The 18,068-nt window shown below is 72.1% G+C and carries 22 protein-coding genes; 12 read left to right on the top strand and 10 right to left on the bottom strand.

The genetic code is table 11. From position 1 onward, the window contains the following. Window positions 1-102: 102 nt before the first annotated feature. Window positions 103-441, bottom strand: coding sequence for a transposase (locus tag DP939_RS30580; RefSeq protein ID WP_158578764.1), 339 nt, complete (start codon window positions 439-441; stop codon window positions 103-105). Window positions 442-565: 124 nt separating this feature from the next. On the opposite strand from DP939_RS30580, the gene DP939_RS30585 reads away from it, so the two are divergent. From DP939_RS30585 to DP939_RS30595, 3 genes are all read left to right on the top strand, one after another. Next, on the top strand, window positions 566-1,411 hold the full coding sequence (locus DP939_RS30585; RefSeq protein ID WP_113984304.1) for an NAD(P)H-binding protein: 846 nt from the start codon (window positions 566-568) through the stop codon (window positions 1,409-1,411). A gap of 479 nt (window positions 1,412-1,890) precedes the next feature. Further along, complete coding sequence (locus DP939_RS30590; protein WP_113984305.1) at window positions 1,891-3,066, top strand: FAD-dependent oxidoreductase; 1,176 nt, start codon at window positions 1,891-1,893, stop codon at window positions 3,064-3,066. Further along, window positions 3,063-3,686 (top strand): DUF3159 domain-containing protein, encoded by a 624-nt coding sequence (locus tag DP939_RS30595; protein WP_113984306.1) that lies wholly within the window; start codon window positions 3,063-3,065, stop codon window positions 3,684-3,686. The genes DP939_RS30590 and DP939_RS30595 overlap by 4 nt, the downstream gene beginning before the upstream one ends. 3 nt (window positions 3,687-3,689) lie before the next feature. Here the strand turns inward: DP939_RS30595 and DP939_RS30600 are convergent, their stop codons facing one another. The 6 genes from DP939_RS30600 to DP939_RS30625 form a co-directional block, all read right to left on the bottom strand. Continuing rightward, window positions 3,690-4,592: a CPBP family intramembrane glutamic endopeptidase gene (locus tag DP939_RS30600; RefSeq protein WP_113984307.1), complete on the bottom strand. Its 903-nt coding sequence runs from the start codon at window positions 4,590-4,592 to the stop codon at window positions 3,690-3,692. Beyond that, window positions 4,589-5,515 carry a hypothetical protein gene (locus DP939_RS30605; RefSeq protein ID WP_113984308.1) on the bottom strand — a complete coding sequence of 309 codons (927 nt, stop codon included), beginning with the start codon at window positions 5,513-5,515 and terminating at the stop codon, window positions 4,589-4,591. The genes DP939_RS30600 and DP939_RS30605 overlap by 4 nt, the downstream gene beginning before the upstream one ends. Window positions 5,516-5,600: 85 nt before the next feature. Beyond that, the gene (locus DP939_RS30610) at window positions 5,601-5,948 is read right to left on the bottom strand and encodes a GntR family transcriptional regulator (protein ID WP_113984309.1); all 348 of its coding nucleotides are present in this window, start codon (window positions 5,946-5,948) and stop codon (window positions 5,601-5,603) included. Window positions 5,949-6,017: 69 nt separating this feature from the next. Next, window positions 6,018-6,644 carry a dihydrofolate reductase family protein gene (locus DP939_RS30615; RefSeq protein ID WP_113984310.1) on the bottom strand — a complete coding sequence of 209 codons (627 nt, stop codon included), beginning with the start codon at window positions 6,642-6,644 and terminating at the stop codon, window positions 6,018-6,020. Then, the gene (locus tag DP939_RS30620) at window positions 6,641-7,117 is read right to left on the bottom strand and encodes an SRPBCC domain-containing protein (RefSeq protein ID WP_113984311.1); all 477 of its coding nucleotides are present in this window, start codon (window positions 7,115-7,117) and stop codon (window positions 6,641-6,643) included. The genes DP939_RS30615 and DP939_RS30620 overlap by 4 nt, the downstream gene beginning before the upstream one ends. After that, complete coding sequence (locus DP939_RS30625; RefSeq protein ID WP_113984312.1) at window positions 7,101-7,451, bottom strand: ArsR/SmtB family transcription factor; 351 nt, start codon at window positions 7,449-7,451, stop codon at window positions 7,101-7,103. Before DP939_RS30625 ends, DP939_RS30620 begins: the two co-directional genes overlap by 17 nt. Window positions 7,452-7,595: 144 nt before the next feature. Here DP939_RS30625 and DP939_RS30630 point away from each other — a divergent pair, with 144 nt between their 5' ends. From DP939_RS30630 to DP939_RS30640, 3 genes are all read left to right on the top strand, one after another. Further along, window positions 7,596-8,225 carry a dihydrofolate reductase family protein gene (locus DP939_RS30630; protein ID WP_113984313.1) on the top strand — a complete coding sequence of 210 codons (630 nt, stop codon included), beginning with the start codon at window positions 7,596-7,598 and terminating at the stop codon, window positions 8,223-8,225. A 93-nt stretch (window positions 8,226-8,318) separates the two neighbouring features. After that, window positions 8,319-8,648, top strand: coding sequence for a YciI family protein (locus DP939_RS30635; protein ID WP_113984314.1), 330 nt, complete (start codon window positions 8,319-8,321; stop codon window positions 8,646-8,648). 2 nt (window positions 8,649-8,650) lie between these two features. After that, the gene (locus tag DP939_RS30640; RefSeq protein ID WP_113984315.1) at window positions 8,651-9,877 is read left to right on the top strand and encodes an RNA polymerase sigma factor; all 1,227 of its coding nucleotides are present in this window, start codon (window positions 8,651-8,653) and stop codon (window positions 9,875-9,877) included. Window positions 9,878-10,024: 147 nt separating this feature from the next. Here DP939_RS30640 and DP939_RS30645 read toward each other — a convergent pair whose 3' ends face one another. Both DP939_RS30645 and DP939_RS30650 read right to left on the bottom strand, forming a co-directional pair. Beyond that, window positions 10,025-10,633, bottom strand: coding sequence for a nucleotidyltransferase domain-containing protein (locus DP939_RS30645; protein WP_113984316.1), 609 nt, complete (start codon window positions 10,631-10,633; stop codon window positions 10,025-10,027). 130 nt (window positions 10,634-10,763) lie between these two features. Continuing rightward, window positions 10,764-11,522, bottom strand: coding sequence for a TetR/AcrR family transcriptional regulator (locus tag DP939_RS30650; protein ID WP_113984317.1), 759 nt, complete (start codon window positions 11,520-11,522; stop codon window positions 10,764-10,766). Window positions 11,523-11,593: 71 nt separating this feature from the next. Here DP939_RS30650 and DP939_RS30655 point away from each other — a divergent pair, with 71 nt between their 5' ends. The 6 genes from DP939_RS30655 (at window position 11,594) to DP939_RS30685 (ending at window position 16,779) form a co-directional block, all read left to right on the top strand. Beyond that, window positions 11,594-12,451, top strand: a complete 858-nt coding sequence (locus tag DP939_RS30655) for an SDR family oxidoreductase (protein ID WP_113984318.1) — start codon at window positions 11,594-11,596, stop codon at window positions 12,449-12,451. Between the two features lie 54 nt (window positions 12,452-12,505). Continuing rightward, entirely contained in the window at window positions 12,506-13,798 is a 1,293-nt protein-coding gene (locus DP939_RS30665) for an MFS transporter (protein ID WP_225878602.1), read from the top strand. 9 nt (window positions 13,799-13,807) lie between these two features. Next, window positions 13,808-14,185, top strand: coding sequence for a VOC family protein (locus DP939_RS30670; RefSeq protein ID WP_113984319.1), 378 nt, complete (start codon window positions 13,808-13,810; stop codon window positions 14,183-14,185). 62 nt (window positions 14,186-14,247) lie between these two features. After that, a complete protein-coding gene (locus DP939_RS30675; RefSeq protein ID WP_113984320.1) occupies window positions 14,248-14,886 on the top strand; it encodes a TetR/AcrR family transcriptional regulator in 639 nt (212 codons plus the stop codon). A gap of 4 nt (window positions 14,887-14,890) precedes the next feature. Beyond that, window positions 14,891-15,187 (top strand): DUF6204 family protein, encoded by a 297-nt coding sequence (locus DP939_RS30680; protein WP_113984321.1) that lies wholly within the window; start codon window positions 14,891-14,893, stop codon window positions 15,185-15,187. A gap of 116 nt (window positions 15,188-15,303) precedes the next feature. Then, entirely contained in the window at window positions 15,304-16,779 is a 1,476-nt protein-coding gene (locus DP939_RS30685; protein ID WP_113984322.1) for an alpha/beta hydrolase, read from the top strand. A 323-nt stretch (window positions 16,780-17,102) separates the two neighbouring features. Here DP939_RS30685 and DP939_RS30690 read toward each other — a convergent pair whose 3' ends face one another. Then, a complete protein-coding gene (locus DP939_RS30690) occupies window positions 17,103-17,831 on the bottom strand; it encodes a DUF4386 domain-containing protein (protein ID WP_225878604.1) in 729 nt (242 codons plus the stop codon). Between the last annotated feature and the right edge of the window lie 237 nt (window positions 17,832-18,068).

Here is an 18,068-nt window from a genome sequence, read left to right on the forward strand (position 1 = left end):
GACCATTGCGGCAGGGTCCGGGCAGGCGGCAAAGGTCTTCCTAGATGTCCGGACAAGTCCGTACAGCGAGCGGCCCGAACCCATGTCTCTTTTGGTGAATTTTCAGGTGTACACCCGGCATGCCGCAGCGTCACGGATCGCCCTGGTCCACTCGGCCAGCGCGGGATCGTGCGCGGTGGCCTCGCAGAGGTTCCGCCACAGGCCGGCCTCGGTCCAGCGGGCGAACCAGCGATGCGCCGTGGGCACGGTGACGCCGAACGCGGGCGGCAGGTTCTGCCAGGCGCACCCGCTGGTGATCACGTAAACGACCGCGGTCAGGACCGTACGCGCGTCGGCCGCGGCCCGGCCGCCCCCCTGACGCCGCGGCCGCCGCCCCGGCATGAGCGAGCCGGCCACCTCCCACATCTCGTCGGGGACCAGCCGGCGGGCGAGTGCCTCCATTCCGGCGATCCTGCTACATGCCCGCTGAACTGCCAAATGAGACGTGAGCCGATATGCGGAGGAGGGGCGCGCGGGGCTAATCTCGGCCCCCGATCGACCACCATCGACGAACGGAGGAACATCAATGACCATCCTGGTGACCGGAGCGACGGGCACGGTGGGACGCATCGTGGTGGACCGGCTGCTGCGCGCCGGGCAGCGGGTACGGGCCCTGACCAGGAACCCGGCCACCGCAGCCCTGCCCGAGGGCGTGGAACTGGCCGCGGGCGATCTCGGCGAGGCGGCCGGCGCGCTCGACGGCGTGGACCGGGTCTACTACCTGGCCGGCATGCTCGACCCCACGTCCGCGGCCGAGCAGGCCGCCGCCTTCGCCGGGCGCGCGGTCAAGGCGGGCGTCAGCCGCATCGTCACCCTCACCGGCGTGGCCGTCACGGTACGGCGGCCGGGCAGCTACGAGATGCTGCTCGACGTCGAGCAGGCGATCGAGGGCTCCGGCCTGGAGTGGACCCACGTCCGGCCGGGCGAGTTCGCCGTCAACAAGCTGGACGTGTGGGCGCATTCGATCCGCGCCGAGGGCGTGGTGCGCAGCGCCTACCCCGACGCGCTCGGCGTGCCGGTGCACGAGGCCGACATCGCGGAGGTCGCGGTGGCGGCGCTGCTGGAGGACGGGCACGCCGGGCGGGCGTACTCACTGAGCGGCCCGCAGGCGCTCAGCCACCGCGAGCAGGCCGCCGCCATCGGCGAAGGGCTCGGCAGGACCCTGCGCTTCGAGCCGCTGACGTACGGCCAGGCGCGCGCCGCCTACATCACCGCGGGGATGCCCGCGGACATCGCCGAATACGTGCTCGGCTACCAGGCCGAATACGCCGAGGAGCCGCCCGCCGTGCTCCCCGACGTCGAACAGGTCCTCGGCCGCCCGGGCCGCACCCTCGCCCAGTGGGCCGCCGACCACCGGGCCGACCTCTCCTGATGCCTCCAGCCGGCCCCCGTTCGCCAGACGGGTGACCGGACCAGGCAGGTATCACGAATCGCGGAACCATCGTCACGGCCATGGACGTGACGATCCCGAGCCCGCGATCAAGGAAAGTGCCGGCGAACTGAGGACGGCCCCCGCCGACGAGCGGGATCGCGGGCTGCCGCAGCCGGATCACACCCTCGCGAAGTACGTCCACGACACCATCACGCTCGGGATGGGACGACGATGTGCTTCTTCCGCGCGCGCACAAGGACATGGCGCGATATTCCACGCCCCCCTTCACCGGTGAGGTGAGCCGCGACGAGGGCACCAGCTCGCTGCGGGGCACGTCGGAGCACCGCAGAAGGTGACGGTCGCCGTGCACCCGCCCGGCGGCAGGTCTCGCCCGCCGCCTTTCTTCATTGTCTGGTGGAGTTTTGTCGGCGTGCCCCCTAGCATGTTCTTCATCGGGCGATGAAGAAAGGCGATGTGGCATGCGCGTGATCGTGATCGGAGCGGGGCTCGGCGGGTTGACGCTGGCGCAGGGGTTACACCGGGCGGGGATCGATGTCGTGGTGTACGAGCGGGACAGGGTGGAAGGGCGTCCGCAGGGGATCAGCCTGCACATGGACGACCGGGGAGCGGCGGCGTTGCGGGCGTGCCTGCCGCACGGTCATGCCGCGATGGCCGAGGCCACCATGGGCGGGGCGCGGCGTGAGGCGCTGGCGCTCGCCGAGACGGACGGGCGGCTCACCGTGCAGCACGCCCGGCCGCTCGACGGCGCGCCCGGGACGGCCCGGCCCGGACGCCAGGCGGATCGGCCGCTGTTGCGCGCGGTGCTGCTGACCGGTTTGGAGGACAGGGTGCGGTTCGGGGCCCGGTTCACCCGGTTCAAGCGACGGCCCGACGGCACCGTGCGGGCCTGGTTCGCCGACGGTGGCACCGACACCGCCGATGTGCTGGTCGGGGCGGACGGGATCGGTTCGGCGGTCCGCCGCCAGTACCTGCCGCACGTCCGCGTGCTCGACACCGGCAGGCACATGCTGATGGGCGCCACCCCGCTGCGCGCGGTGGCCGATGTCGGGCTGCCCGCCCTGATCGGCCACAATTCCGCCGCCATGCGGATGCACGGCAGGATGATGGCGCTGGGCGTGCTGCGGTTCTCCCAGCCGCCGGTGGCCGCCCGCGACCGATGGCTGCCCGCCCTGCGAGGCCCCGCCGTCACGGCCGCCGAGGACTATGTGATGTGGGCGCTGCCCGTCACGGGGGAGTGGCCCGACCTGGCAGGGCCGCCGGCCGAGCGGTGGCACCGGGCCCGGAAGGAGGCCGAGGCCCTGCACCCGGACCTGCGGTCGATCGTCGGCCGGGCATGGCCGGACGTCACCGTCGCGCTGCGCGGCGCGACGATCCCCGCCATGGCGGCGTGGTCCGCCGGTCCGGTGACGGTGCTCGGCGATGCGATCCACGCGGCCCCCGGTTTCGGCGGCAACCTCGCGATGCAGGACGCGCACCGCCTCCGCGACGCCCTGGTCCAGGCCGCCAGAGGGGAAGGGACGCTGCTCGCGGCGATCGGCGCGTACGAGGACGCGATGCGCCGGGACGGCTTCCCCGCCACCGATGTCCCCCGCGAGAAGGCCGGTACCGGCGTCGTCGCGGAGCGGCGCGCATGACCCCCAACCTGCTGGCCCAGAAGTCGATGTCCCTGTTCACCGCCATGGGCGGCTGGCGCACGATCGCCGAGGGCATCGCCTCCCGGGCGCTGTTCCTGATCGCCTACCTGCTGACCGAGCGGGTGGTGACCGCCGGTCTGATCGCGGTGGGAGGCGTGCTCGTGTGCGCGGTGATCCGGGTGTACGGCGACCGGAAGTACTGGCAGGCGGCCGGCCCGCTGGTCGTCGTGGGGCTGTCCGCGGCGCTGGCCGGGAGCACCGGGCAGGGGATCGACTTCTACCTGCCGTCCCTGCTGCTCGCCGTGGCCGGGGGAACGGTGTTCCTGATCTCCACGCTGGTCCGGCGGCCGGTGGTCGGCCTGATCGTGGAGGCGGCGAGCGGCGAGCGGTCCGCCTGGTGGCGGGACCGGCCGCGGCTGCGCCGCTACCAGAGGTGCATGGCGGTGTTCCTGGCGAAGTCCGGCATCACGCTGGCGGTGATGGTGCCGCTGTACCTGGCCGGGAACGTGGTCGCGCTCGGGATCGCGAGCACCTTGATGGGCGCGCCCGCGACGGGCGTCTGCGCCTACCTGAGCTGGCGAATCCTGCGCGCCGGGGAGGACTCCCCGGCCCCGGCGTAGACCCTATTCGGCAGGGCGAGGGGGCGCGGTGACCGGGGCCGCCCGCCTGATCGGCAGCAGGCGCGGCAACGCGGCGGCGAGCGCCGCGAGCACCGCCCAGCCGACCAGCCCGCTGATGCCCGCGAACACCAGGTCCGGCGGCTCCTTGGCGTCGCCGACCAGGAAGACCAGCGACACCGACCCCGCGTTGAGCACCGAGTGCGCCACCACCGACGGCCAGACGCTGCCCGAGTAGAGCCGCAGCCAGCCGATGACCACGCCGTAGATGACGGTGAAGCCCACGAAGTACAGCGCCGCCCATGGGCCGATGGTGGGGTAGTTGTAGCCGAGCAGGGTCAGCGGCGCGTGCCAGGGCCCCCAGATCATGCCGGAGATCAGCAGCCCGCGCGTCACCCCGAACCGCTCCGTCAGGTGCGGGAGCAGCCAGCCCCGCCATCCCCACTCCTCACCGAACGCGGGGATCGCGGTGATCAGCGTGCCGATGGTGAGGCCGCTGATCACCTGGACGATGAGGAAGACCTGCGGGTCGATGCCGCCGGGCAGGCCGCGCAGCATGCTGAGCCCCGCGAGGTCCACCGACAGCACGCCCGTGGCCACGCTGAGCGCGATGGCCAGCACCGCGACCAGCGGCGTGCCCAGCCAGACGGCCAGGATGAGCAGGAGCGTGCGCCGCCTGCTCGGCCCGAGGCCGAGCCCGGTGGCGGCGGCCACCTCCGCCCGCGTGGCGCCGCTGCGCCGCCAGACCGCCAGCACCCCGATCGCCGGAGTGAACATCATCACGATGCCCACCAGCGGCAGCCAGGAGGAGGAGAGCCCGTCCCCGAGCCACAGCGGCAGCGCGGCCGGCCAGGCCAGCCCGAACGCCACCAGGACGAACACCGTCAGATCGCCGCGCCGGGACCTCATGACGCGACCCGCAGGGCGTTGATCAGGGAGGCGCCGGTCTCGGCGTCGTCCACGCTGACCGCGATGGTGCCGCCCTTGGTGTCGCGGATGACCAGGCACTGCCCGCCGCGCAGCATGATGGTGGAGGAGCCCGGCATCCCGCGTACGCCCCAGCCGCCGACCTGGCTCGGGAACCGGTCCTCCGCCCACGCGCGATCGACCGACGACAGCGCGATCCGGCGCGCCGGCCAGCGCAGCCAGCCGTACCCGATCAGCACCCCGTCGTCGTTCACCTTGACCCGCACGGACGAGGTGAACAGGCCGAGCGCGAGGACCACCAGGATCGGGATCGCCGCCCAGGCGATGACCAGGGAGCCCGCCAGGCCCGCGAAGCCCAGGCAGATCGTGAGGACGACCAGCCACTGGTTGGTGGCCCTGCTCACCCAGGCGCTCTGCCCTGGCCGCAGCCGGAGCGTCGCGGGCGGGGCCGCCGGAGCGGGCGCTGGGTCGGGCTCGCCCCGCCCCAGCCAGGCGGCCGGTACGCCCGCCGCCGACGCGGCGACCATCACCAGCACCGCCCAAAGGCCCGGCGCGCCCGGGGCGCCGTCGAGGTTGGCCAGCACGGTGGTCAGCTGCATGCCGAACGAGAACACCGCGCCCCCGGACAGCAGGCCCCACCACAGCATCCGGCCCTGCCTGCGCGACAGCATCGTGCCGCGGGCGGCGACCGCCAGCAGGGCGAGCCAGGTGACGCCCCACACGGCGACCCCCAGCGAGACGGCCGGGCCGAACGGCAGTGTCCGGTCGGCCACCCCGTCGAGTGTCCAGTGCACGGCCATCGGGTCGGGCAGCCGGGAGCGGAGGGCGAGAGGGAGGGCGAGCAGTGCGGCGATGACGAGCAGGCCCCAGGGCAGGGCGACGAGCAGGGCACGACGGTGGATCACGGGATGCCTTTCCGGGCGGGGATGAGCGGGACTTTGTCGGCCGTGCCGTGCGGATCGGCGGGCAGGAACGGCTCGTGGCGGCGCGTCATGACAGCCCCTGCACCATCTCGATGAGGTCGTCGCGGCTGTAGCCGTGCCGCTCGGCGTAGTCGAGCAGGTCGCGTGCCCGTTGTACGACGAGCGCGCGGCTGCCCGCCCCGCCCACGACGCTGACCCCGCGGCCCCGCCGGAACTCCAGGACGCCCTCGTCGCGCAGGTCGCGCAGGGCGCGCAGCACGGTGTTGGCGTTGATGCCCAGCGCGTCGGCCATGTCGCGGGCGGGCGGCAGCCGGTCGCCCGGGCCATAGGAGCCTTCGCCGATGGCCCGGCGGATCGCCCCCGCGACCTGCTCGTGGAGCGGGCGGGGATCGTTGAGATCCAGCGTCAGTAGCATGATGCTAAAGACGCTAGCACCATGTTGCGCGATGGCGCTACTCCCATTAGCACCATCGCGCGATCCCCGTCAGATGAAGGCCGTGACGCCCTCGTACTCTCCCACCGGAGCGGTGCCCACGGTCTCGTACTGGAGCAGCAGCAGGCCGTTCGCCGTCGCCTTGTGCTGGACCAGCCGGAGGCCGGCGGGCGGGCTCGGGTGGGTGAGCAGCCGCCGCCCGGAGCCGATCACCGTCGGCGCGACGACCAGCCGGAGCGTGTCGACCAGGCCCGCCCCCAGCAGGGCGGCGCCGAGCCGGGCGCTGCCGTGGATCTGCAGCTCGCGTCCGGGCCGGGCCTTGAGTTCCGCCACGGTCTGCACCGGATCGCCGCGCAGCACCGTCGCCGGCTGCCAGGTCCCCTCGGTGAGCGTGCTGGTCACCACGTACTTCGGCAGCGAGTTCATCCGCCCGGCGAACGGGTCGGCCGGGTCGGTGATCCGCGGCCAGTCGCGGGCGAACGCCTCATAGGTACGCCGTCCGAGCAGCAGGCCGTCGGCGAGGTCCAGCCACTCCGAGGCCCGCCGGACGAAGAGCTCGTCCATGTAGGGCACGAGCCAGCCGCCGCGGGTGAAGCCGCCGGTGGTGTCCTCGGCGGGCGACCCGGGCCCCTGGCTGACCCCGTCGAGGGTGACGAACTCCGTCAGAGCGATCCTCATCGTCCGGCCTGGCCCTCCGCGAGCCCGGCGAGCTGCCCGGTGACCGTCCCCCAGCCCTCCGCGAACCCGAGTTCCTCGTGCCGGGCGCGGGCGGCGGGGTCGCCGTGCCGGACGATGACCCGGTAGTCGGTGCCGTCCGGGTGATCGCTCAGCGCGATCTCGGCCGTCATGGGGACCGGTGCGGGATCGGCGGGCCGCCACGCGCTGTCGATCGCGTTGGTGAACACGATCCGCTCCAGCTCCTCCACGACGAGGAAGCTCGCGTTCATGTGCGGCACGAACTCCTTTCCGTCGTCGCTCAGCCGGGTCACCAGCCCGCCGCCGGGCCGGGCGTCCAGCCGATCGACGGCGCACACGGCCGGAGCCGGTACCCACCACCTCGCGAAGTACGCCGGGTCGGTCCAGGCGCTCCACACGATGGAGCGGGGCGCGCGGATGACGCGTGCCAAGGCCAGGTCAAGGTCGGGATTCATCGTGCTTCTCTTTCAGTTCGGTGACGAGGTCTTCGAGCCGGTCGGTCCGTTCCTCCCAGATCCGCCGCTGCTCGGCGAGCCAGTCGTCGATGAGGGCGAGCCGGTCGCGGTTGAGCACGCAGGTGCGCACCCGGCCGACCTTGACCGTGCGGATCAGGCCGTTCGCCTCAAGCGTGCGCACGTGCTTCATGAAGGAGGGAAGGGTCATCGGGAACTCGCGGGCGAGGTCCCCCACGCTCGTCGGCCCGTGGCCGAGCCGCCGGATGACCCCACGCCGGGTCGGATCGGCGAGCGCGACGAACACGCCGTCGATCTCCGCCGAATACTGTGCCATGCGGCTAAGTATTTCCCGCGCCAGACACTTAGCGCAAGAGCTAAGTATTTGTGATGCCGCTCGCTGTCGGATCGGGGCGATGGCGTTCGTGGAGAGGGTGAGAGGCCGCCCACCAGGGGCGCCACAGCGAAGGAGTGATAGATCATGAAGCTGACGACCGTCACGCACGTCTCCGTCGATGGAGTGATGCAGGGGCTGGGCCGGGCGGAGGAGGACCCCAGGGGCGGATTCGAGCGCGGCGGCTGGGCCCTGCCGCTGTTCGACGAGGAGGCCGGGGCGTTCCTCGGGCAGATCTTCCAGCGCGCCGACGCGTTCCTGTTCGGCCGCCGGACCTACGACATCTTCGCCGGCTCCTGGGGAGTGATGCCGGACCCGGAGAGCAACCCCATCGGAGGTCCGCTGAACGCACGGCCCAAGTACGTGGCGTCCAAGACGCTCACCGACCCGCGCTGGGCGGGCACGACCGTCCTGTCCGGCGACCTCGCGGCGGCCGTCCGCGAGCTGAAGGCCGGACCGGCCGGTGAGCTGCAGGTGCACGGCAGCGGCGAACTGGTCCGCCGGCTGCTCGGCGACCACCTGGTGGACGAGATCACCCTGCTCACCTATCCCGTGGTCGTCGGCCAGGGCACGCGGCTGTTCCCCGCCACCGGCCCGGACATCGCGCTCGAACCGATCGACCACCGGGTCTTCCCCAACGGCGTGACGGCCCAGGTCTACCGGCCCGCCGGGCGGCCCCGGTACGCGAGCGGCGATGTCGGCCCGCAGCACGGATGAGCGAGGCGTCGCTGTCGGATCGGGGCAAAGGTGTTCGTAGCAGTGGTGAGAGGCCGCCCGCGGGGGCGCCCCGAACACAGGAGATGACCTGAGATGCAGTACCTGGTTTCCGTGATCGACGACCGGACCGGCTCGGCCACCCCGGACGAGATGGCCGCCATCGACACGTACAACGACCGGCTGGTGGCCGAGGGGCACTGGGTGTTCGCCGGTGGCCTCGCCGCGCCGGACACGGCCACCGTCATCGACAACCGGGGCGGTGAGGCGCTGTTCACCGACGGGCCCTTCCTGGAGTCCAAGGAGTACATCGCCGGATTCTGGGTGATCAGCGCCCCCGACCTCGACGTGGCCCTCAAGCTCGCCGCCGGGGGGTCGAAGGCGTGCAACCGGAAGGTCGAGGTACGGCCGTTCCTGGGGGAGTGAGCGTGACCGGCGTCCGGGAGGCGATCACGCGGGCCCATCACGCCGAGTGGGCGCGCGTGGTCGCCACCCTGACCAGGCGTTTCGGTGACCTCGACATCGCCGAGGAGGCGGCGGCCGAGGCGTTCGCCACCGCCGTCGAGCGCTGGCCCGCCGGCGGCGTGCCGCCCAGCCCCGGCGCGTGGCTGACCACCACGGCCGGCCGCAAGGCCATCGACCGGATCCGGCGCGAGAACAGGCGCGACGACAAGCAGCGGGAGGCTCAGCGGTTGTACGACGACGACCCGCACGAACCGCTCGGCGCGATCGACGACGACCGGCTCCGGCTGATCTTCACCTGCTGTCATCCGGCGCTCGCGATGGAGGCCCGCGTGGCACTGACGCTGCGCATGGTCGGCGGGCTGACCGTGCCCGAGATCGCCCGTGCCTTCCTGACGCGGGAGGCGGCCATGGGGCAGCGGATCACCCGCGCCAAGGCCAAGATCAAGGCGGCCCGGGTGCCCTACCGGGTGCCGTCCGCGGAGGACCTTCCGGCGCGCGTCTCCGGCGTGCTCGCCGTCCTGTTCCTCATCTTCAACGAGGGCTACCTGGCGACCGGCCCCGGCACCGATCCGGTACGCCCGGAACTGACCGGCGAGGCGATCCGGCTCGGCCGCCTGCTCCGCGCCCTCCTGCCCGAAGACGGCGAGGTGGCCGGGCTGCTGGCGTTGATGCTGCTCACCGAGGCCCGCCGCACCGCCCGCCTCTCGGCGAGTGGCGAACTGGTCGCCCTGGCCGACCAGGACCGCGCGGCCTGGGACGCGGCGCTGATCGCCGAGGGCCACCGGCTGGTACGCGAGCGCCTGGCCACCGGCCTGGTCCCGGGCCGCTACCAGATCCTCGCGGCGATCAACGCCGTGCACACCTCCGCCCGCGACGTACGCGACACCGACTGGTCACAGGTCGTCGCCCTCTACGATCAGCTCGCCCGCCTGGACCCCTCGCCGATCGTCGCCCTCAACCGGGCCATCGCGGTCGCCGAACTCGACGGCCCGGAGGTGGCGCTGGCGACCGTCGATCGCCTCGCGGGCGACCTGTCCGGCTATCACGCCTACCACGCGACCCGCGCCGAGCTGCTGCGCCGCCTGGGCCGCGGCCGGGAGTCGCGCGCGGCGTACGACAGGGCCATCGAACTGGCGGGCAACACCGCCGAGACCGCCTACCTGATCCGCCGCCGCGACCAGTCGGGGTAGCCGGCCGGGCTCAGGCGGGAACCCCGGGCAGAAACGGCCGCAGCGCCGACGCGGGCCGGTAGCCGCCACAGACGTCCGGCAGTTGAATCGGCTGGGCATGCCCAGCACCCTTACGTCTGGCCGGGAACTGAATTCCAGGTCGATGGATCATGATCCAAGGCGCTCGCGCCAGGGGTGTGCGGTGTGCTCCAGCTCCAGTGCCGCGCCCAGCCAGCGCCGCCGCTCCTCGCTCAGCAGCGGGAGGACCATCTCGAAATCGGTCGCGTCCTTCGGCCGCACGCCCTTGCTCTTGTAGAGCAGCTGCACCTCCGGGGCGAGCCGGTGGAAACCGTCCTCCTCGACGGTCAGCCCGGCCAGCGGGCGGCGGATCCGGGGGTCACGCCGGTAGATCCAGTCCCGTCCATCGGCCTCGTCCAGCATGAGCTGGAACCGCCAAGGCCCGTGCGGGTGCTCGCGTACCCAGATGTCGTGGGCCTGCTCGGGCAGTACCTCGTCCAGAGCCCATGGCCGCAGCGTGCCGGGCACGACCGCGGCATGGACGTCCCAGCCGCTCAGCAGCCGCCGCACCGCGCGCTGGTCGCGGCGCAGAAGCGCGATGTCCACGTCCGCGTGGTCGCGATACGCACGGCCCACGGCCAGCTCGATCGCGTACCCGCCGGCCACCCACCACGGCGCCGCCAGCCCGCGCATCAGCGCGACCACCTCGCCGAGCGGCGCGGCCTCCCAGGGCCCCCACGGCGTCTCGATCCTCATCATCCCGAAATCATGTATGGTCACCACACCCGCGGCCGGACTCTCCCACTGTGGAAGGCCTCTGCCCGGCGTACCCGAGCCGGGAGTGGTCGAGGCGGCGCGTGAGCGGGCACGCGCGCCCAGGTGGTCGCCTTCACCGAGGGCGCGCGGCCCGGGCCATCGCGGCGATGCCGTCGAGCAGGGCGCGCAGGCCGAGGTCGAACGCGTTCGCCGCCGCCTGGACCGCGCTGCGGTCGAAACCGCCGTTCTGCCAGGCCCGGTCGATCGCCGGGTATCGCGCCGGGTCGAAGATGCTCTCCCAGAACACCTGGCGGGCGGCCCACCAGTCCTCGCCGGACTGGCCGCTGACCCGCTCGGCGTGCGTGTGTTCGGCGAGGGTGGCGGCGGCGCCGTCGACGAAGGTGACGATGGAATCGCTCGCCGCGGACGTCTCGGCGGCGGGCAGCCCGGTCATGGACAGCGCGGCCAGCAGGAAGTCGTCCCTGGCGAGCAGTCCGGGGCCGAGGGGCGGTCGCACGGTCGAGACGACGCGCAGCCACGGGTGGCGTTCGTGCAGGGCCACGTTCTGTTTCGCGTAGTCCTCGATCCGGTCGCGCCACGGGCCCGATGGGGTGAGGTCGAGCTCCCGCCAGGCGGAGTCCACCATCAGGTCGACCAGTTCGGCCTTGCCGGGCACGTGGGTGTAGAGCGTCATCGTGCCGACGCCGAGGGACGCGGCGAGCCGGTCCATGGTCATCGCGGCGAGCCCGTCGCGGTCCGCCAGCGCCATGGCCGCGGCGACGATCTTCTCCAGGGAGACCTTGGGGGGCCGGCCGCGTCCCGATCGGGGCTGCGGGGGACGCCAGAGCAGGCGCAGGGTCTCCCGGGGATCTCCGCCGCCGCTGCGTTCCATCGCACCTCCCTATTTTCCGTAGATGATACGTTATTGTTTATCCGTAGGTCGTACGGGAATGGAGGGTGCACGTGCGAGTGCTGGTGACCGGGGCTACCGGGAACGTGGGGCGGCAGGTGACGGCGGGACTGGTCGGTGCCGGAGTTGCGGTACGGGCGCTGACCAGAGACCCGCGGCGGGCCGCACTGCCCGGTGCCGAAGTCGTTCAGGGGGATCTCACCAGGCCGGAGACCGTGCCGTTCGACGGCGTGGACCGGGTGTTCCTCTTTCCGGAGCCCTCGACGGCGAACGAGGTCGTCGAACGTGCCGTGCGAGCGGGCGTCCGGCGGATCGTCGTGCTGTCGTCGGGCGCGGTGACCGGAGGTTTCGACACGACGTTCCATCCGCCGGTGGAACAGGCGGTCCAGGCGTCCGGACTGGAGTGGACGCACGTCCGGCCGGGAGAGTTCGCGGCCAACAAGCTGTCGCTGTGGGGGCCGTCGATCCGGGCCGAGCGGCTGGTGCGGGACGCCGATCCGGACGCGGGCGGGTTTCCCGTCCACGAGCGGGATGTCGCCGATGTGGCACTGAAGGCGTTGCTGGAGGAGGGGCACCACGGCAAGGCGTACGACATCAACGGTCCGGAGCTGATCAGCCTGCGCGACCAGGTCAAGGCCATCGCCGACGCGCTCGGGGAGGAGGTCCGGTTCGAGCGGGTCACTCCGGCGGAGGCGCGCGAGATCTACCTGAAGATCGGGGGATTCGCCGCCGAGGCCGCGGACTTCCTGCTGGGATTCACCGACTACGACGGCAACCCGGCCGACCCGGCTGCCGTACAGGACTTCGACATGAGCGCTCTCGGCGAGCTGCCCACCGCGCAGGCCGTGACGGGCGACCCGCCCCGGACGTTCGCGCAGTGGGCACGGGATCGGGCCGAGGACTTCCGCTAACGGCGGGCATGCCGCTCTCCCGGCCTTCGGCGTCCGGTACGGGAGAGCGGCTCGGTGCCGGGCGGGTCAGGGGGCGGGGACCCAGTCGTCCACCAGGGCGCAGAGCTGGTCCAGGGCGGCCTCCACGCGCTCACGGGCACCACTGGTGAGGAAGTCGAGCTGCAGCCCGGTGTACGCCGAGTTGACCAGCGTCGAGATGCGCAGCGCGTCCGCCTGCCGGCCTGGCCGCCCGCGTGGCTGCTCGCCTTGCTGCTGACCACGTTCGCCTTCGCCACCGACGACTACGCGATCGCCGGAGTGCTGCCCGCCATCTCGGCCGGGCTCGGCGTCAGCGAGGCCGCGGGCGGGCAGCTCGTCACCGTCTTCTCCCTCGTGTTCGCGCTGGCCGCGCCCGTGGCCTCCGTGGTGACCGCCACCTGGCCCCGGCGCAGGCTGCTCACCTGGGCGCTGGCGCTGTTCGTCGCGGCGAACTGGGCCGCGGCGTTCACGACCTCGTACGCGCTGCTCATGGGCCTGCGGGTGCTGGCCGCGCTGGCGGCGGCCTCCGTCGTACCCGCCGTGTACGCCATCGCCGCCGCCCTCGCCCCCGAAGGCCGCCAGGGGCACTACCTGGCGCTGGTGATGGGCGGCCTGACCGGATCGCTCGCGCTCGGCGTACCGCTCGGCACGTGGGTGGGCGGCATGTTCGGCTGGCGGGCCACGTTCTGGCTCGGCGGCCTGCTGAGGCTGGCCGCACTGGCGGCGATCAGGGGCGTGCTGCCCGAGACGCCTCCCGCCCTCGCCATGCCCATCCGGGAGCGGCTGGCTCCGCTGGCCCGGCCCCAGGTGCTGCTCGGACTGCTGGCCATCGTGGCGACCGTGCTGGGCAGCATGATGATGATGACCTACCTCGCGCCGTTCCTGCGCGACCTCGCCGGAGCCGGTCCGGCCGAACTGGGGTGGGTCTTCCTCCTGGCGGGCCTCGCCGGATTCGCGGGCGGTCAGCTCGGCGGGCGCGCAGGCGGTCGCTGGGGACCCGATCGAGCGCTGCTCACCGGCGTCATGGGCGCGGCGGGTGGATTCTGGACCGGCGTCGCGGGTGAGGTCGGCGCGCGTCTCGGCGTCACCGTGCGGACCCACGCGATCGGCGGTGAGCTGTCCGACGCCGACGGCGAGTTCCCGGCCCGGTACGGGATCCGCGCGTCCGGCGCGACCCTGGTACGGCCGGACGGCGTGGTCGCATGGCGTACCGCCGGCGCGCCGGACGATCCGGCGAAGGCCCTCGCCGGAGCGCTCACCGCGGTGCTGGCCAGATGGCCGCCGCACTTCGTCAACGCCGTCGCGCCGCTTCCGGCGGGGCGGGCGTAGCCTGCAAGTATGTCCGTCCATCTGAACCACACCATCATGCCGGCCAGGGACAGGGACGCGACCGCCGCCTTCCTCGTCGAGATCCTCGGCCTGGAGCAGGCGCCGGAGTTCGGTCCGTTCCGCGTCGTCTCGCTCGGCAACGACGTGTCGATCGACGTCGTGCAGGCGGGCGATGACCTGCCGTCGCAGCACTACGCGTTCCTGGTCGGTGAGGAGGAGTTCGACCAGATCTGGGGCCGGATCAAGGAGCGCGGGCTGACGTACTGGGCCGATCCGTTCCACCAGCGGTCGGGGCAGATCAACACCAACGACGGCGGGCGCGGCCTCTACTGGTCCGACCCCAACGGGCACAACCTGGAGATCATCACGGTGCCGTACGGCGGCTGAGGCTCCGGGACCTCCCAGGCGTAAACCTGCAATCGACTCCAAAATTCCAGTAGACTCCACGTATGGTGGAAGGGCTGCGCGAGCGCAAGAAGCGGCAGACCCGGCAGCGCATCTCCGGGGTGGCCCTCGGCCTGTTCGTCGCGCGCGGCTTCGACAACGTCACGATCGCCGAGGTCGCCGCGGCCGCCGAAGTGTCGGTCAACACCGTCTACAACTACTTCGAGACGAAAGAAGACCTCGTCCTGCCGCCGGAGGAGGCGTCCCCGCAGCGGCTGGCCGACATCGTGCGCGGACGCCGTCCCGGCGAGTCGGCGGCCGACGCGGTCCTGGCGCGGCTGCGCCAGGAGGTACGCGGGCGTGAGCGCAGAGTCGGGCTGAGCGAGGGGTTCGGTCGCGTGCTGGTGATGATGCGGGCCGCGCCCACGCTGACCGCCCGGCTGGAACGGCTCGCCCACCAGATGATCACCGAGCTGGCCGGCCGGCTGACCGAGGAGACCGGCGCCGCGCCCGGCGACCCGGTGGCCTGGGCCGTCGCCTGGCAGCTCGGCGGCCTGCACAGCATGGTCCTTTCCGAGATCGGCAGGCGGACCACGGCCGGCGAGCGGCCGGACGCGATCGCCGCGAACGTGCTGGAGCTGATCGACGCCGCGGAGGACCTCATGGGGAAGCGCCTGCTCGGCTATGCCGTACGAGAGGAATGAGCAAGTGTTCAGAGTGACGATCAGGGGAAAGTTCGTCGGACTCGACGACGCCGGGCGGGCCGCCGTGCTGGCCGTGAGCGGCGCCGCCTACACCGAGGCCGGGACGTTCACCCACGATCCGAGCGTGACGGCCTTCACCTTCCGCTGCCAGGTGCCGGCGGGCCCGGACGACGGCGAGGACGAGGCGGCGCTCGGCGCGATGGCCGCGCTGGAGGCGCACGGGCACCCGCATGAGATCGTGAAGCTCGCGGTGACCGACATGCGCGACATCAAGGTCCGCGCCAAAGGACGCCGGACGTGACCGCGGGCGGCGCTTGAGGTCACGGCGATCCATGAGCACGACCGCCTTCTTCGGTCGCTGAGGATCATCCTTTCGGCCGATGATCACGTTCGGGCGGGCGGCGAGAATGCTGCTCCGTGACGCGATTCCCGATGATCCTCGCCGTGGCGTCCGCCTCGGTGATCGGCCTGGGCGGCGGCGCGTTCGCCGCTGCGAGCGCCCCCGCCTCCACCCCTGCTCCAGGCGGCCTGTCCTGGCACGACTGCGCTGACCGGCCGGGCGCCGAGTGCGGTGTGATCGATGTGCCGCTCGACTGGAGCGCGCCGTCCGGCACGAAGATCAAACTGACCGTCGTACGCCGGAAGGCCGCCGATCCCGCCGCCCGCGTGGGCACCCTCTTGTACAACCCGGGCGGCCCCGGGGGACCCGCCGCCCTCCTCGTACGCGACTACCCCACCGGCTCCTTCTCCGACGAACTGCGCCGCCGCTTCGACATCGTGGGCATCGACCCGCGCGGGGTCGGAGAGAGCACGCCCGCGGTGCGCTGCGGCCTGCCCGTCCACGACCCCGCGGTCAGCCAGTTCCCGAAGAACAGGGCCGGATACGATCGGCTCGTCGCGTCGAGCACGGCCGTCGGCCGCAGTTGCCTGACGGCCACGGGCCCCCTGCTGGGACGGCTCGACACGGCGAACGTCGCGCGCGACTTCGACGCGGTACGCGCCGCGCTCGGTGAGGAGAAGATCAGCTTCTTCGGCAAGTCGTACGGCAGCATGCTCGGCGCGCAGTACGCCCGCCTCTTCCCCGGCCGGCTGCGCACGATGGCGCTGGACGGCGCGGTCGACCAGGGCATCCCCACGTCCCGGCTGGTCACCGACGCGGCCCGGGCGGTGGAGGACTCCTTCGGCCGGTTCACCGCCTGGTGCGAGCGCACCACGACGTGCGCCCTGCACGGCCGCGACGTCGGCAAGGTGTGGGACGACCTGGTCGCCACGGCGGAACGCGACACGATCGGCGTGCAAGGCGGTCGGCCGATCACCGCCGAGGAACTTCGCTACTCCGCCTACGCCTACCTCACCCTCATCCCGGAACTCGCCCCGGAACTGGCGACCGCGATCACACAGGCCGAGCAGGGGGATGCCCGGCTCTTCGCGGCCATGCGGGCCCAGGCGCTGGACGACCCGGTGAGCAGGGCCGCCTACCGCTCGATCCTCTGCTCGGACGTCGATCCCCGCATCCGTGGCTACCATGACGTGCGCAACCGCCTGCGGAAGGTCCTCAAGGCGGCTCCCCACATGCGCGGTACGTCGGAGTTCTGGGACATGACCGTGGGCTGCCTGGGCTGGCCCATCGCCCCGGCACGCGCCCCGCACGCGAGTCCGATCAAGGGCGTGCCCCCCGTTCTGGTGGTCGGCAACACCCACGACCCCGCCACCCCGCTCCGCTGGGCGCGCAGCCTCTCGGCACGCATCCAGGGTTCCGGCCTCCTGACCAACGACGGCGATGGCCACACCGCCTACCGCGTGTCCGCCTGCGCGACCCGCCACATCGACACCTACCTCGTAACGGGCGATCTCCCCCCTGCCGGAACCGTGTGCCCGGCCGAGACCCCCTGACCCGGCGAGGCCGCCCACACTCGCATTCGAGCGAGACCGCTCCCGCACGGCCCCCCGAGAGGGCGGCCGTGCGGTCGGTCCCACGGGGTGCCGGCAGGATCCCTGTTGATGCCCTGCGCGTTTCGGGTGTCACACCCTCCGCGGCTCCACCGGCGACCCCTGGGGCAGCGGCTTGCCGTACCAGCACATCGGCTCGCTGTTCGGCGAGGAAGCGATCGACTGGCAGTTGATCGAGACCCACTTGAGTACTTGCTGCGCACCGCGATCACCGACCGCAACGAGAAGATCGTCAAGCTCGATGAGCCGCCGGCCGAGTGTGTGATCTACTTCACCGCCGGTGACATCACCGACGCCGCCTCACCCGTTCCCGGACGCTCGGTCAGCCGGCGGCCGCTGATGAGCAGCCAGAAGATCAGTACGACTTCGCCGACGAAGGTGAACAGCGCGATGTTGAACGAGTAGTTCCGGACCAGCAGCAGGCCGAGCCCGTCGCCGAGGTATCCAAGCCCGGCGAGCACCAGCAGGATGCCGATCACGCGCGGCATGAAACCGGACCTGTACCCCAGGTACCCGATCAGCAGCAGGTGACAGGCGAAGAAGAGGAGGCCCAGATGCCAGATGGTGGTGAACGATTCCACGGCGCGCAGGACTTGTCCGGGGTCGTCGAGCAGATCGAGCGCGATCACGAGCTGGGCGGCCGCCACCAGCAGCACGGCCGCGTAGGCGATCCTGAACCATGCGGCCAACTCTGAAAGGCGTCGATCCACGGGCTCGAACAGGGCGAGCAGCGCCCCGGCCACGATGACATCGAGCACGGCCACCAGGACGAAGGCGGCGACGCCCCAGCGGAACATCGTTTCGGAGCCGGCGATGTCTCGGGCCGTCTTGGCCGCGTCCCCCGGCGTGGTGAGACCCTCGATGGCGACGAAGTTGGCGAAGCCGGCCAGGAGGGTCATCAACAGCAGTGCGATGCCCGCGACCAGGCTGGCCCTTCCCATCGACCAGCCGGCGCGTCTCGCATTCGGCCCGGGGGTGTCATCAACGACGGTCATCACAGGTCTCTCCCTGGTCGTCAGGATTTGGAGCACAACCCCGGTCGCGATGGTCGCACGTCCCGGCGATCCGAGCCGCCGTCCCAGCGCCCGCCGGGAGCATCTTCCATGCGGCGGTTCGCAGGTCAGCGCGTGCCGGGTGCGACCGTTGCAGCGGTGAGGGGCGAGGTCTGGAAACGACACATTCGTCGGCACTGCCTCGATCATCGGCAAGCCTAGATCAACCGGTGATCAATA

The organism is Spongiactinospora rosea, assembly GCF_003315795.1.
Lineage (GTDB): Bacteria > Actinomycetota > Actinomycetes > Streptosporangiales > Streptosporangiaceae > Spongiactinospora > Spongiactinospora rosea.

What these genes read in the sequence shown, in the direction of transcription:
- DP939_RS30580 (WP_158578764.1), bottom strand. Translation starts at nt 441, where the DNA reads ATGGAGGCACTCGCCCGCCGGCTGGTCCCCGACGAGATGTGGGAGGTG.
- DP939_RS30585 (WP_113984304.1), top strand. Translation starts at nt 566, where the DNA reads ATGACCATCCTGGTGACCGGAGCGACGGGCACGGTGGGACGCATCGTG.
- DP939_RS30590 (WP_113984305.1), top strand. Translation starts at nt 1,891, where the DNA reads ATGCGCGTGATCGTGATCGGAGCGGGGCTCGGCGGGTTGACGCTGGCG.
- DP939_RS30595 (WP_113984306.1), top strand. Translation starts at nt 3,063, where the DNA reads ATGACCCCCAACCTGCTGGCCCAGAAGTCGATGTCCCTGTTCACCGCC.
- DP939_RS30600 (WP_113984307.1), bottom strand. Translation starts at nt 4,592, where the DNA reads ATGAGGTCCCGGCGCGGCGATCTGACGGTGTTCGTCCTGGTGGCGTTC.
- DP939_RS30610 (WP_113984309.1), bottom strand. Translation starts at nt 5,948, where the DNA reads ATGCTACTGACGCTGGATCTCAACGATCCCCGCCCGCTCCACGAGCAG.
- DP939_RS30615 (WP_113984310.1), bottom strand. Translation starts at nt 6,644, where the DNA reads ATGAGGATCGCTCTGACGGAGTTCGTCACCCTCGACGGGGTCAGCCAG.
- DP939_RS30620 (WP_113984311.1), bottom strand. Translation starts at nt 7,117, where the DNA reads ATGAATCCCGACCTTGACCTGGCCTTGGCACGCGTCATCCGCGCGCCC.
- DP939_RS30625 (WP_113984312.1), bottom strand. Translation starts at nt 7,451, where the DNA reads ATGGCACAGTATTCGGCGGAGATCGACGGCGTGTTCGTCGCGCTCGCC.
- DP939_RS30630 (WP_113984313.1), top strand. Translation starts at nt 7,596, where the DNA reads ATGAAGCTGACGACCGTCACGCACGTCTCCGTCGATGGAGTGATGCAG.
- DP939_RS30635 (WP_113984314.1), top strand. Translation starts at nt 8,319, where the DNA reads ATGCAGTACCTGGTTTCCGTGATCGACGACCGGACCGGCTCGGCCACC.
- DP939_RS30645 (WP_113984316.1), bottom strand. Translation starts at nt 10,633, where the DNA reads ATGATGAGGATCGAGACGCCGTGGGGGCCCTGGGAGGCCGCGCCGCTC.
- DP939_RS30650 (WP_113984317.1), bottom strand. Translation starts at nt 11,522, where the DNA reads ATGGAACGCAGCGGCGGCGGAGATCCCCGGGAGACCCTGCGCCTGCTC.
- DP939_RS30670 (WP_113984319.1), top strand. Translation starts at nt 13,808, where the DNA reads ATGTCCGTCCATCTGAACCACACCATCATGCCGGCCAGGGACAGGGAC.
- DP939_RS30675 (WP_113984320.1), top strand. Translation starts at nt 14,248, where the DNA reads ATGGTGGAAGGGCTGCGCGAGCGCAAGAAGCGGCAGACCCGGCAGCGC.
- DP939_RS30690 (WP_225878604.1), bottom strand. Translation starts at nt 17,831, where the DNA reads ATGACCGTCGTTGATGACACCCCCGGGCCGAATGCGAGACGCGCCGGC.